This window comes from Polaromonas sp. P1_G1, assembly GCF_056405595.1.
Map to the genome: position 1 here is coordinate 1 of NZ_JBFUBU010000076.1, position 13,444 is coordinate 13,444.

General features: G+C 62.5%; 8 protein-coding genes. 2 read left to right on the forward strand and 6 right to left on the reverse strand.

Annotated elements, in window-relative coordinates; translation table 11 throughout:
* The 5 genes from AC1D1Y_RS24895 to AC1D1Y_RS24915 form a co-directional block, all read right to left on the reverse strand.
* The coding region (locus AC1D1Y_RS24895) for a LamG domain-containing protein (protein ID WP_477684698.1) at positions 1 to 3,578 on the reverse strand (3,578 nt) is incomplete at its 3' end.
* A gap of 74 nt (positions 3,579 to 3,652) precedes the next feature.
* Positions 3,653 to 7,843, reverse strand: coding sequence for a LamG-like jellyroll fold domain-containing protein (locus AC1D1Y_RS24900; protein WP_477684699.1), 4,191 nt, complete (start codon positions 7,841 to 7,843; stop codon positions 3,653 to 3,655).
* A 380-nt stretch (positions 7,844 to 8,223) separates the two neighbouring features.
* Complete coding sequence (locus AC1D1Y_RS24905) at positions 8,224 to 8,478, reverse strand: hypothetical protein (RefSeq protein ID WP_477684700.1); 255 nt, start codon at positions 8,476 to 8,478, stop codon at positions 8,224 to 8,226.
* A 15-nt stretch (positions 8,479 to 8,493) separates the two neighbouring features.
* Complete coding sequence (locus AC1D1Y_RS24910; RefSeq protein ID WP_477684701.1) at positions 8,494 to 8,898, reverse strand: DUF3224 domain-containing protein; 405 nt, start codon at positions 8,896 to 8,898, stop codon at positions 8,494 to 8,496.
* Between the two features lie 82 nt (positions 8,899 to 8,980).
* The gene (locus tag AC1D1Y_RS24915) at positions 8,981 to 9,883 is read right to left on the reverse strand and encodes a c-type cytochrome (RefSeq protein ID WP_477684702.1); all 903 of its coding nucleotides are present in this window, start codon (positions 9,881 to 9,883) and stop codon (positions 8,981 to 8,983) included.
* A gap of 302 nt (positions 9,884 to 10,185) precedes the next feature.
* Here AC1D1Y_RS24915 and AC1D1Y_RS24920 point away from each other — a divergent pair, with 302 nt between their 5' ends.
* Complete coding sequence (locus AC1D1Y_RS24920) at positions 10,186 to 11,376, forward strand: Y-family DNA polymerase (protein ID WP_477684705.1); 1,191 nt, start codon at positions 10,186 to 10,188, stop codon at positions 11,374 to 11,376.
* A gap of 76 nt (positions 11,377 to 11,452) precedes the next feature.
* A complete protein-coding gene (locus tag AC1D1Y_RS24925) occupies positions 11,453 to 12,652 on the forward strand; it encodes a DNA topoisomerase IB (protein ID WP_477684703.1) in 1,200 nt (399 codons plus the stop codon).
* A 19-nt stretch (positions 12,653 to 12,671) separates the two neighbouring features.
* On the opposite strand, the gene AC1D1Y_RS24930 is transcribed toward AC1D1Y_RS24925, so the two are convergent.
* Positions 12,672 to 13,133 carry a DUF1569 domain-containing protein gene (locus AC1D1Y_RS24930; RefSeq protein WP_477684704.1) on the reverse strand — a complete coding sequence of 154 codons (462 nt, stop codon included), beginning with the start codon at positions 13,131 to 13,133 and terminating at the stop codon, positions 12,672 to 12,674.
* Positions 13,134 to 13,444 lie beyond the last annotated feature (311 nt).

Sequence of the window (13,444 nt, forward strand, 5' to 3'; positions counted from 1 at the left end):
GTGACATGGCCTGTTGGGCTCGTAATGGTCTGCAGGTCGCCGGCCGCGTGGCCGGTTTCGTTGGGCGCCGTGCCGCTGAAGGCCGCCGCCGTGTAGTAAGCGTAGGTCGTGGTGCGGTTCAGCGTGTCCTTGGCGGTCAGCATACGGCCTGCGGCGTCGTAGGTGTACTGGGTCGTCACCGTCGATGCATCAGCCGGCAGCGTTGCGACATTGGGTGCGGGATAGGCCGAGGGTATGAACGTGCCGGTGTAACGCCCCTGCCCCTTGGTCACGCGGATGTCGTCGTAGTAGACGGCATTGGACGAGTTGTTGTAGCCGAAGGCCATGCCGTTGGTATTGCCGACGGTGCCGGTCCAGGCGCAGTTGCCCACCTGTGCGCCGTTGACATAGCTGTACAGGGTGCCGCCTATCCTGACGTAGGCCACATGAATCCAGGTATTGGCCAGATTGCCCAGGCCGCCGCCCGTCATGCAATAGGTTCCGTCGCTGCTCTTGCTCATCACAAGACGGTCGCTTCCAAACCAGAAATCGTGATAAGGCGCGCCACCACCACCAAGCCGCAGGGCAATCGTATTGGCCCCCGTGCTGGTGGGCTTCATCCAGAACTCGACCGTGAAATCCCCGGGGAGCGAAAAATCGCCGGCCAGGTTGCCGTAGTCGCCGTAGTCGGTCGAGCCAGGTATATAGATGGACGAACCACCAAACTTGCTCTGCGCAGTGCTGATCTGCGCATTTCGCTTGAGCGTGCCAGTGGCCGCCAGCGGGCTGCTGTCGACAATGGCCTTGGAAGCATTCGCACCGTCGGCGTGCAGCAGCAATATATTTTTTGCGTAGTGGGCGTCCGCCACCTTGGGCTGCGCGGGATTGAGGTCCAGGGGATCGCCAAACTGCTGGGCCGGCGGGGTAAAGGCGGCGCTATACCGCGCAACACCGTTCGTAACCCGGACTTCATCAAGGTAGCCATTGAGGTTCCCATAGGTCATATAGGTGCCGCGCCCCAATTCAAAACGTCCATAGTTAAACGCATTCGAATTATTGGAAACCACGGTGGCACCGGCCTGCACACCGTTCAGGTGCAAGACCCAGGTGCCGTTGCTGCGGCTCAGCGCCACGTGGTGCCACACTCCGGTCGAAATGGCGGGGCCGTTGATGGTGCCGCCGCCCGACCAGGTCGCATACAGATTCCCGGATCCGTCGACGGCAACAGCGCCGGTCGCTTCGGACGACCAGGGGTCTCCGCCCCAGCCGAAAATGGTCCGAGCCCCGGTCGGCGCGTTGAGCTTCACAAACCCTTCAATGGTGAAGTCGCCGGTGATCTTGAGGGTGTTGTCGGGGCCGAAGCCGAAAGCACCGCCGCTCGCGCTGTCCAGGCTGATGGAGCCCGTGCCGAATTTGCTCTGGGCGCTGGTGGCAGAGGCATAACCCCACTTGCTGGTTTGGCTTTTCCTGTAAGTGCTGCTGTCCGCGACCACCGGCGAGCCATTGCCGTCCTCCCCGTGGAGCAGCAGTACCACCTTGTCGATCAGGGCATCGCCGCCAGAGGCTGACGGGTTGTCAAAGTAGGCGCCACTCGCCATCTCGACCACCGATTTGCACAGCAGGTTCAGGGGTGCACCGTTGGCCAGCGCGGCAGCGGGCGAGCAGCTGACTGCCGCTCCGCCGTTCTTGGGATCGGGCTGGCCCTGGTAGACCAGSGTCGTGACGGAACCCGGTTGGGTGGTTGCCTTGGGCACGCGCCAGTTGGCGTCCCAGCTTGTGGTGTATTTGCGCGCACCGGTCGGCATGACGGCCGTGGCCGGCAGCACCGTGGCGCAAGCCACCGTATTGGCCAGGCCTTCGACGCGCGTGACCTCGCGGTTTTGGGCGTCATAGGCGTAGCAAGTGCGTACGCCCTGGAAGTTGTCGTGCGACAGCAGGTTGCCGCTGGCGTCGTAAGTCGAGGCATTGCTGGCCGCCGGGGAACCGGAGCCCGCCGCCTGCGTGATGCCGGCCAACACAGGGTAGCCATTGGGCATTACCACCGTGGTGCTGGACGTGGTGCCGGTGGCATCCGTCACCTGCAGGCCCGTGGGCGCCTGCCAGGTGTGGGTGCGGTAATAGGTGCCGGCCACCAGGGTTTCGGTGACCACGGCTTGCGGCGGCGTGGCGTAAGTGGCGCTGTAATGGTCGGTGCCCAGTGCGCTGTCGCTGGAGACCGCGCGGCCTGCCGTGTCATAGGCCCAGGTTGCCAGACGCACATTGTTCTCATCGGTTTTGCCGGTGAGGGCCCAGGGCAGGCCGGTGTTCTCATACTGGAAAGTACGGACCTTGCCATCCTGCCAGGTCAAGCCGGTCAGGTTCTTCGCGCCGTCGTAGGCAGCCGTGATGGTACGGCCGTCGGGCGCGGTGATGGTGGAAATCAGGCCGTCGGAGGCGGCCGTGCCACCCACGGGCAGTGTGTAGCCGAAGCTGATGGCGCGGCCCATGTTGTCCGTCACCTGTGTCAGGTAGCCAGCAGCCGGCGCGGTGGCGCCCGCCGCGGTGCTATAGGTATAGGTAAGGGTGTTGCCCTTCTTGTCGGCGGACGCGGTGAGCCGGCCCGCGCTGTTGTAGGTTTCCAGCACACCGGACGCCGAATCAAAGAAGCGATAGTTGCCGCCAACCACGGTCACGGTGTCATTGATGCCGGCATTGGCTACATAGCTGCCGCTGGGCGTATTCAGGCCGAAGCTGGTGATGCGGCCGCTGCCGCGGTAGGCCTCAATGCCTGCGCTGCCGACCTTGACGTTCAGGCGTTTGTGAAAGCTGCTGCTCCACAAAGGGCCGAACGAGGGCAGGTCCTTCAGCTGGGCGGCTGACGCCAGGCCGTCGGCCTTGGCCGTCATCTGGCGCAGGGTGTCGTAGGTCAGGTAGAGCGATTGCCCGCCTATGCTGAGGTCGATCGGCACAAGCTCCTGCTTGGCGCCCGTCATGGGGTAGATGGATCCGCTACCGCTAAGCCGGCCGAGGCACGCAGGACAGTCCTGCAACCCTGAATAGATGTCGATGATGTTGGCGCAAGCACCTGCCGTCTTATTGGTGCCGGTTTTGATCAGGCGCGCATCCTGGCAGGTGTAGCCGACATAAGCCAGCATGTTGGAATCACCGTGATCAGTTACCTGCACAACCCCATCCCATCCCGTGCAGGAGGAACTGGAACAAGACCAGGTCATGGTGTCGGTTCTTTTGAGGCCGCAGTAAGTGCTGATGCCGGCAGTGATCGGGACGGTCGGCTCCTCGCAATTGTTGAGTTTTCCGCCTACGCCGGCCACCTGGCCGTAGGCCTGCTTGGAAAACGTCGAAGTGACGACATAGGTGGCGTCATAGCAGGAACCCATGTCGCACCGGCCCGTTTTGCCCGCAGGCCAGGCCGCGCTGTAGTTGACCTGGATGGTCGCCACCATCGCGTCAAAAAAATCGTTGGCCGTCGCGAAGCAGTTCTCCTGCAAATTCCGGTCGCCATAAATCTCGGCATTGGAATTTCCGACCGATGTTCCGTTGTTCCAGCAATAGTCCAGGCGGGGGCTCGGTGTCGTCGTCGCGGCCAAAACCGGCGCCATGCACGTCAGCAGCACCAGGCCGCAAAGCCATGTTGCGAAAGTTCGGCCTTGACGGCTGAGATGTTGCACTGATATCAATTGCTCGCTCCTGTGACTTGCTGGATCCGGTTCAAAGCGTCATAAACGCGCGTGATATTTCTCTGCAGGTTGCCCGAGGGGTCCTTGACCTGCTCACCGGTCTTGTTGCCGGCGTTGTCGAGGGTGTAGGCGACGGAGTTGCCTTTGGCGTCGGTGACGCCGGTCAGGCGATGGGCGGCGTCGTAGCTGTAGCCCAGGGTGGTGCCGTCGGGCAGGGTTGCTCCTGTCATCTGGCCCGCGTTGTCGTAGGTATAGCTGGTGGTCCGGGCCGTGCCGCCTGGCGGGGTGACCGTGACACTGCTGGTCCAGCCGCGCGGGGTGTAGGCCGTGTCAGTGACCACGCCATTGGGATCGACCATCTGGCGCACGCGCCCCGCCCTGTCGTACAGCGTGAACTGGGTGACATGGTCGGTCGGGCTCGTGATGGTCTGCAGGTCGCCGGCCGCATGGCCTGTTTCATTCGGCGCGGTGCCGCTGAAGGCGGCCGCCGTGTAGTAGGCGTAGGTTGTCGTACGGTTCAGCGTGTCCTTGGCGGTCAGCATGCGACCGGCGGCGTCGTAGGTGTACTGGGTGGTGACGGTGGACGCGTCGGCCGACAGCGTTGCCACATTGGGTGCGGCGTAGGCCGATGGAATAAATGCGGCCGTGTAGCGTGCCTGCCCCTTGGTCACACGAATGTCGTCGTAGTAAACCGCATTGGACGTGTTGTTGTAGCCGAACATCATGCCGTTGGTGGTACCGACGGTAGTGGTCCAGGCGCAGTTGCCGGCAGCTTGGCCGTTGACATAGGTGTAAATGGTGCCGCCAACCCTTACATAAGCCACATGGATCCAGGTGTTGGCCAAACCGGTAAGGCTTACGCCGAATATGCAATACGGGCCGCTACTGCGTTGCAGCACGAGACGATCATTTACGAAGTAAAAATCGTCATAAACAGCATTGTCGCCAAGCCGGGCCGCGATCGTAGTGGCTGTTGTGCTGGCGGGTTTCATCCAGAATTCCAGCGTGAAGTCCCCGGGGAGCGAATAGTCTCCGGGAACAATCCCAAGGTCACCATAGTCAGTCGAGCCGGGGATGTATATGGACGACCCTCCAAACTTGCTCTCCGTGGTGCTGATCTGTGCGTTCCGGATGAGCGTACCCGCACCTGCTCGGGGACTGCTGTCTACAACGACTTTGGAGCCATGGGCACCGTCGGCGTGTAGCAGCAACACATTCTTCGCGTAATGGGCATCAGCCACCTTGGGCTGCGACGGGTTGAGATTCAACGGATCGCCAAACTGCTGCGTCGGCGGCGTGAATGCCCCCCAGTACCGGATCACGCCATTGGTGATTCGTACCTCGTCGAGGTAAGCATTCAAGGATCCCCACGCATTGAATTGCTGGCGACCCAGTTCGAAACGCCCGTAGGCAAACGAATCCGAGTTGTTGTGGTACACCGTGGCGCCAGCCTGCACCCCGTCAAGGTGCATGATCCAGTTGCCGTTGCCGCGGCTCAGCGCAACGTGGTGCCACACGCCTGTAGTGATGACGGGGCCGGTGATGGAGCGGTTGTTGGCCCAATAACTCTCGGTCCAGTATGCATTGAGTTTTCCGGTTGAGTCGACCGCAACCCGGCCGGTGGCTTGATTGGAACCAGGGTCACCACCCCAGCCGAATATGATCATGGCCGGATTTGCCTGTGCATTCAGCTTTACGAACATCTCGATAGTGAAGTCACCGGTCAGCTTGAGTGTGTTGTCGGGGCCATAGCCGTAGGCACTACCACTTACGGTATTCGTGGTGCTGTCCAGGCTTATGGATGAGGCGCCGAATTTGCTGTGCGCTGCCGTGACCCTTGGATTGGCCGCTCTGCTGGAATAGCTCTTCATATACGAACTACTGTCCGCAATGACAGGCGAGCCCGCACCGTCCTCCCCATGCAGCAACAGAACCACCTTGTCGATCAAGCCGTCAGAGCTGCCAGCGGAGGGGTCGTTGAAGCTGGTGCCTGCAGCCACGTCGACCACCGATTTACACAACAGATTCAAAGGCGCGCCATTGGGAAGCGCTGCTGCGGGGGAGCAGTTCGCGATTGCGCTGGCGTTTTTGGGGTCGGGCTGGCCTTGGTACACCAGCGTAGTAATGGAACCGGGCTGGGTGGTCAATTTGGGGACCCGCCAGTTAGTGTCCCAGTTAGTGGTGTATTTACGCGCGCCCGTAGGCAAGCTCGCCGCGACAGCCAGCACAGTGGCGCAATCGACCGTGGTGGCCAAGCCTTCGACCCGTGATATTTGCTGGTTCTTGCCGTCATACGCGTAGCAGGTGCGCTCGCCCTGGAAGTTGTCATGAGACAGCAGATTGCCGCGTGCGTCATAGGTAGAAGCATTGCTGACCGCAGGGGAACCCGAGCCTGCCGCCTGCGAGATGCCGGCCAGGATGGGGTAGCCGTTGGGCATGACGATGTTGGTGCTGGCCGTTGTGCCGGCAGCATCGGTCACCTGAAGGCCCGTGGGCGCCTGCCAGGTGTGGTTGCGGTAATAGGTGTTGGCGTAGTTAAGCCGGTTGTCGACGACCAGGGTTTCGGTGATCACGGCCTGCGGTGGTGTGGCGTAGGTGGCGCTGTAGTGGTCGGTGCCCAGGGCGCCGTTGCTGGAGATCGCACGGCCTTCAGTGTCATAAGCCCAGGTGGCCAGGCGCACATTGTTCTCATCTGTCTTGCCGGTCAGGGCCCAAGGCAAGCCTGTGTTCTCGTAATGGAAGGTACGACTCTTGCCATCCGGCCAGGTCAGCGCGGCCAGGTTTTTATTGCCATCGTAAGTGGCGGTCATGGTGCGGCCGTCGGGACTCGTCACTGTGGAAATCAAACCATCCGACGTAGCGACGCCACCCACGGGCAGGACGTAGCTGAAGGCTATGGATCGGCCACCGTTGTCAGTCACCTGTGTCAGGTAGCCGGCTGCCGGTGCGATGGCACCCGCCGCTGTGCTGTAGGTAAACGTGAGCGTATTGCCCTTTTTGTCGGCGCTGGCGGTGAGCTGCCCCGCGCTGTTGTAGGTTTCAAGCGCACCGGACGTCGAATCGAAAAACCGGTAGCCACCGGCGATGACGGTCAAGGTGTCATTGATACCTGCCATGGGTACATAGCTGCCACCGGGTGCGCTCAAACCGAAGCCGGTAAGCCGCCCATCTCCTCGGTATGCATCAATGCCGGCGCTTCCCGATTTGACATTCAGGCGCTTGTGAAAGCTGCTGCTCCAGAGAGGGCCAAACGAGGGCGCGTCCTTCAACTGCGCGGCAGACGTCAAGCCGTCCGCCTTGGCTGTCATCTGGCGCAGGGTGTCGTAGGTGAGGAAAAGCGACTGCCCTCCAATGGCCAGATCGGTAGAAACGAACTCCTTCTTGGCACCGGTCATGGGTTGAATCGAACTGCCGCCATTGAGTCTGCCGGCGCAAACGGGGCATTCCTGCAACCCCGGGTAGTTGTCGACAATGTTGGCGCATGCGCCCGCGGTCAGGTTGGGCCCGGTTCTGACCAAGCGGGCATCCTGGCAGGAGAAGGTCACGTAAGCATGGAGTTCAAAATCATGAGTGTCCGTAACCTGCACGCTGCCATCAGAGCCCGTCGTGGTATCGGTTCTCTTTAGACCGCAATAGGCGTTGTTGTTGGCCGCAGCCGGGCTCGAAGGTTCCAGGCAATTGTTATATTGACCTTGACCATAGATCTGACCATATGCTTGCTTGGCAAAGGTTGAGAAGACGACATAAGTGACACCATAGCAAGCACCATACTCACACCGCCAGGTCCTTCCCGCCGGATAGGCCGCGTTGTAGTTGAGCTGAATCGTCGACACCATCGCGTCATAAAACTCATTGACCGTTGCGAAACAGTTGCCCACCAGATGTCGGTCTCCGTAGATGTCGGCATTGCTGTTTCCTACCGAAGTTCCATTGGTCCAGCAATAGTCCAGCCGCGGGCTGGCTGTCGTCGTCGCGGCCAGCGCTGGCGCCATGCAAGCCAGCAGCACCAGGCCGAACAGCCATGCGGTGAAAAATCTGAACTGACGACTGAGGTATGGCGCCGATTTCAATGGCTCGCGCCTGTGATGTGTTGGGTCCGATTCCACGCCGCCAAGGGCGGCGCCGACCAAGCGCAGTTGATTCGCCCGCACCGTCGTTGGTGCGAGCGCTTGATGGAACAAGCTCATTGGGTCCCTCGTCGATTTATTCTTGCTGCTCTTATTGATCGCGCGCGAGCCGCGCAAATGAGTCCGCAGTCTAGTGACGGGCATTGCGCCTGTCACCCTCCATCTGCAGGAAGAAAATCTTGAGTGTGCATATGAGGCAACGAAATCTTCCGCCCCAAAAATTTCGCGCTTATCAATTTCACAGGCTTCTGGCAGAATCCCGCCGGCATGTGCCGCGGCGAAAGCGATTTCAATTCAGCGTCCATCTGAATTGAATACCTTCTCAGTATTTATTTGTGCGAGCTTACGAAGAAATAGCGTGCGTATTAGTGTGCGCATCGCGGCAAACGGAATTGCCAAAAATATTTTTTATCGCACTTGCCTGATGTACTCAGGAGCGCTTAGTAACCCAGCGGAAACCATACGCCGCGCTGTGTCACCACACCCATATTGGGCCGGACCTGGTTCTCGTCCAGCGTGCTGATGTCAATATCTTCAACCACCGAGCAGGCGGGCAACGATTGCGCAAACACCCGGTCTTTGAGTATTTGAAGCGCATCGTCATAGGTATAGGCTGTTACGCCGCAGCCGACGTTCAATACGGAAAAGCACGGAAGGCCTTCGAAAGAAAACCAGAACCGATGAAGGCGGGCCAAGGCTAGTCCGCCATCTCAAGCCCGCGGCGCAATCTCATACTCCATCGCATACGAATGTTTGCCGTCGGCAATCTGGATGCTCAGCGTGCCGCTCAGGCCCGTGAGTTCATCGGTCCCTGAATCTGGCACCACGCTGACGCTCAACTGCGGCGCGCCGCGGTTCATGGTGCCGCTGTGCTGCAGCACAAAGCTGCCGCTTTTGCCGTGCAGCGTGCCGGTCACGCGTTCCATCGCGACATAACCGGCCGAGCCTTTGACGGCCGTGCCGGCGCTCAGCATCTCGCCCTGGCTGGTGGCTTGCAGGTCGCCGCTGAAAGTCTTGTTGATGGAGAGGCGCCCCATCAGCGGGCCGGCGTCGGCATTCGCCAGTGATTGCGGCACAAGATTGACTTCAAAACTTCCGGTGGCATGGGAGGGCATGGCGTTGACTTTCGAAAAGAGGGATTGGCAAGCCGGCCATGATGCCAGAGCGCGACGGCCTCCGGCGGCCGTTTACGCGTGCTTACCGCTGCCCGAAAGGTCTGGCCGGCACCGTCTGCAAATACGCATACAGCGCCTGTGCGTCAACATCGTTGAGCGCGCGCAGCGACTCGAAGGGCATCACGGTGATGGGCGAGCCGTCGGGGCGCTTGCCGCTGCGCAGCATGGCGACAAAGGCTCCCGCGTCCTTGTAGCGCGGCATGGCGCTGCCTTGGCCAGGTGTCAGGTTGGCGGCGGGCGCCCAGTCGGGCGGGCCGCCGGGAATCTTGCCGCCGGCCAAGGTCGCGCCGTGGCAGCCTATGCACATATTGGCCACGTAAGCGCCGTGCGCGGCATTGACGCCTTCGGCAATCGGTTTGGCGGGCGGCAGGGTGTGGTCGATTTTTTGGGCGGCGTCCTTGATGGCATCAAAGGCGTAGAGCACCCGCACCGGCAGGGGCAGGTCCAGCACAGCGGTGCCGCCGATTTTCGGAGGCAGAGCCTTGACGTAGGCGACCAGCGCGCCCAGGTCTTCGTCGGTCAGGCGGTTGTAGTCTTCGCTGGGCATGATGAAGACCGGGCGGGCGTCGGGCTTGACGCCGTGGCGCAGGGTACGCACCCAGTCTTCAGGTGTGTAGCGCGCCACCACATTGCCTTCGCCCGGGCTAATGTTGGGGCCGGCCAGACGCATGCCCTTGCCGTCGTTCATGAATTCACGGCCCGCGCCGCCGGCGCCGTGGCAGTCGGCGCAGCCGCGCGAGTTGTACAGGTAGGCGCCGCGCTCCAACGCCTGGGTGGTGGCTGGGATGGCCACCGGCTGCACGCTGACCTTGACCTGCCGCTGGCTTTTGCTTTCGGCCATCTGGCTTCCGACCACGGCCGTGCCGCCAAGCAGCAGCACGATGACACCCACCACACCGGCGGTCCATTTGATCCATCGCTTCATTGCGTCTTTTCCTCGTCTTGTTGTGGGGTGCAGGCTGGGTCGCTTCATGGGCAGGCTTGCGCTGTTTTTGGGCAAAGGCGGGATTTTAGAAGTCCCCTAAGAAAATAGCAGCGGAAATATTTGCCTGCAGCCGCGCTTGTTGTCGTAGCCGGAGTGCACGAGCCCTGCGGCTGCGCGGGCCAAATAGGGCCAAATCGTGTCGGGGCGGCCGCGCCCAGGCTGTTGCGAATTGCTATGCTTGCCGGGTGAGCGCCCCGCCCCCTTCCCCCGCATCCAAGATCCGCCGCATTGCCCACCTCGACATGGACGCGTTTTTCGCGTCCGTTGAGTTGCTGCGCTACCCGCAGCTCAAGGGCCTGCCCGTGGTCATAGGCGGCGGCTGGCGCAAGGTCGACGAAGAGCTGCGTGCCGCGCAGGGCGAGCGCGCGCTGCGCTTCATCCCGGTTGAAAGCTTTCCGCTGCTCAAAGACTATGTGGGCCGCGGCGTGATCACCACGGCCACCTATGCGGCGCGGCAGTTCGGCGTGGGATCCGCCATGGGCATGATGAAGGCCGCCAAGCTGTGCCCGCAGGCCATCGTGCTGCCGGTGGACTTTTCGGAAATCCGCAAGTACTCGCAGCTCTTCAAAAGCACCATCACCGACATCGCGCCGCTGATGCAGGACCGTGGCGTGGACGAGGTCTACATCGACTTCACCGACGTGCCGGGCGGCCAGCGCGAGGGCGGGCGCGTACTGGCGCGGCTGATCCAGAAGGCGATTTTTGAGAAGACCGGCCTGACCTGTTCGGTCGGCGTGGCGCCCAACAAGCTGCTGGCCAAGATGGCCAGCGAGTTCAACAAGCCCAACGGGATTTCCATCGTCTATGAATCCGACCTGCAGGAAAAGATCTGGCCGCTGCACGTGCGCAAGATCAACGGCATAGGCCCCAAGGCCGGCGAGAAACTCGCGAAGCTGCACATCCACACCATAGGCGAGCTGGCCGCACAGGACCCGGGCTGGCTGGTGGACAACTTCGGCAAGGCCACCGGCGCCTGGATGCACGAGGCCGCCTGGGGCCGCGACGACAGGCCGGTGGTGACCGAGAGCGAACCGGTCAGCATGAGCCGCGAAACCACCTTCGACCGCGACCTGCACGCGGTGCGCAACAAGGCCGAGCTGGGCGCCATCTTCACCGACCTCTGCGTTCGGCTGGGCGAAGACCTGCAGCGCAAGGGCTATGTGGCCAAAACCATAGGCATCAAGCTGCGCTACGACGACTTCAAGATCGCCACGCGCGACCAGACCGCTGACAGCTACACCGACGACGGCGCCACCATTCGCCGCCTGGCCGGCCAGTGCCTCAAGCGCGTGCCGCTCGAGAAGAAACTACGCCTGCTGGGCGTGCGCGCGGCCACCCTGGCGCGCGCCGACGAAGTGCCGCTGCCCGACGAGAAAAAGCCTGCGAGCCCCTCTGAGGGCACCGAAGCCAACACCACCGACCAGCTGTTTTAAGCCGCTTCCGGCCCGCCGCGCAAAGCGGCTGGGTCCTACAGCCTGGGCCTCGCGGCGCTTCGCACAATGCAGGCCTATGCCCCGCGGCCCAACGCCCTCTCCTTCCGCCAGCCTACCCGTCGCGAAAGCCGCTGCGGCGCCCGAACTCAAAGGCTCGGGCCTGGTGTATGTCAGCGACGACATGCCCGGCCTCGCGCGCGTCAAACGCGGCAGCGGTTTCCGCTACCGCGACGCCGCCGGCCGATGGATCCAGGACCCGGAAGAAATCCGCCGCATCAACAAGCTGGCGATCCCACCGGCCTACACGCGGGTCTGGATCTGCCCCCGGCCCAACGGCCACCTGCAGGCCACGGGCTATGACGCGCGCGGCCGCAAGCAGTACCGCTACCACGCCGACTGGCAAGCCTTGCGTGGCGACAGCAAGTTCGAAAGGCTGCTGTCCTTCGGCAAGGCCTTGCCGCGCATACGCGCCCGGGTCGCGCGCGACCTGGCGCCACGCCGCAATGCGCCCGTGAGCCGAAGCCTGGTGCTGGCGACGCTGGTGCGCCTGCTCGACACCACCTTTGTGCGCGTGGGCAACGACGAGTACACGCGCGACAACGGCTCCTACGGCCTGACCACGTTGCGCAACCCGCATGCCGGCGTGCGCGGCAAGACCCTGCAGCTGCGCTTTCGCGGCAAAAGCGGCGTGATGCAGGACCTGAAAGTGGACGACCCCAAGGTGGCGGCCGTGGTGCGGCGCTGCCAGCAATTGCCGGGGCAGTTGCTGTTCCAGTACGAGGATGAGGCCGGCGAACTGCGCGCGGTGGGCTCGGGCGACGTCAACGACTACCTGGCGGAAATCGCGCAAGGCCGGGGGAAGGCCGACGGCGAACGTTTCACCGCCAAGGATTTCCGCACTTGGCATGGCACGGTGCAGGCGCTGGAACTCACGCGCCTGGCCTGCGGCGCAAGCGGCGAAAAAGGCGGAAAGGGCGACGCGGCGGCCAAAGGCGGCTTCAGCGCCAAAGCAGTTCTGCAGGAAGTGGCGCGGCTGCTGGGTAACACGCCGGCGGTCTGCAAAAAATCCTATATTCACCCGGCCGTGCTGGAGCTGGGCGGCCGCCTGGCCCACGACGAACCCGCGATGGCGGCGCTGTGGCCGCAGCTCGAGTCCGGCAAAAAACTGCGCCGCCTTTACGCCGCCGAACACCGGCTGCTGGCTTTGCTCGAGAGCCGGCAGAAAAACCAGGCAAAGAAGAAACGCGGCACGCGAACCGGCAGTCCCGCCCCTTGATGAAGACGCGGCAATTAAGCTAGCGCGCCACTACGACGATTTCGTCCTGGTGGTTGGCGATGTGAAAAGCATGGGCCCGCGAGAAGTCGGCCTTGTCAAGCGCGCCGTAGGCAAAGTGCGGCTTGAGCGGGCCCTGGTGGCGCGTGAAACGCTCGATGGCGGCACGCAGCCGCGCAGAGGCGGGCCGCCAGTCGCCATCGCGATGCAGGACCGCCGCGCCGGGGATCGGCTCGCTGAGGCTGTGGCTCATCTGCCCGCGCCACTTGAAAAAAGCAAACGCTGCCGCGCCAGCCGTGTTTTGAAAGAATGCGCTTTTGGGCTGCGGAAAACCGTCCAGGCTCATCTCCACGCTTTGCGCCATGTGCTCCAGCACCGAAACCATGGGCCACTGGCCCGTGGTTTTAACGCCGGCCGCTTTGTCGAGCGTGTCCAGCCAGCGGAGGGCGTCGTCCAGGGAGGCTACTTTGGGGAGATCTGCCATTGCGAAGTCTCCGGTCAAGGCCAGGGTGGTGGCGGCTAGGAAGTGGCGGCGGTTCATTGCCGGGATGCTAGCAGTCGAGGGGGCGACTGCGTGTGCCCCAGGCGACAAACGGCTTTTGTTGAGGCCGGTCTTGCTCCGGCGGGGCGCTCGCTGCTGAGGGTGGCTGGCCKGGGGTTGCCCGGCAGCAAGTAACTTTCTTTTGCTTCGCCAAAAGAAAGTCACCAAAGAAAAGGCGACCCGCAGTCTGGGTCCCTACGCTTCGCTTCGGGCAACCTGCGGTGCTCGACTACGGCGGGGTCTCGCGCAAACTC

Excerpts from the sequence above, each read along its gene's own strand:
- AC1D1Y_RS24920 (WP_477684705.1), top strand. The coding sequence starts at position 10,186 with ATGGACGCGTTTTTCGCGTCCGTTGAGTTGCTGCGCTACCCGCAGCTC.
- AC1D1Y_RS24910 (WP_477684701.1), bottom strand. The coding sequence starts at position 8,898 with ATGCCCTCCCATGCCACCGGAAGTTTTGAAGTCAATCTTGTGCCGCAA.
- AC1D1Y_RS24915 (WP_477684702.1), bottom strand. The coding sequence starts at position 9,883 with ATGAAGCGATGGATCAAATGGACCGCCGGTGTGGTGGGTGTCATCGTG.
- AC1D1Y_RS24930 (WP_477684704.1), bottom strand. The coding sequence starts at position 13,133 with ATGGCAGATCTCCCCAAAGTAGCCTCCCTGGACGACGCCCTCCGCTGG.
- AC1D1Y_RS24925 (WP_477684703.1), top strand. The coding sequence starts at position 11,453 with ATGCCCCGCGGCCCAACGCCCTCTCCTTCCGCCAGCCTACCCGTCGCG.
- AC1D1Y_RS24900 (WP_477684699.1), bottom strand. The coding sequence starts at position 7,843 with ATGAGCTTGTTCCATCAAGCGCTCGCACCAACGACGGTGCGGGCGAAT.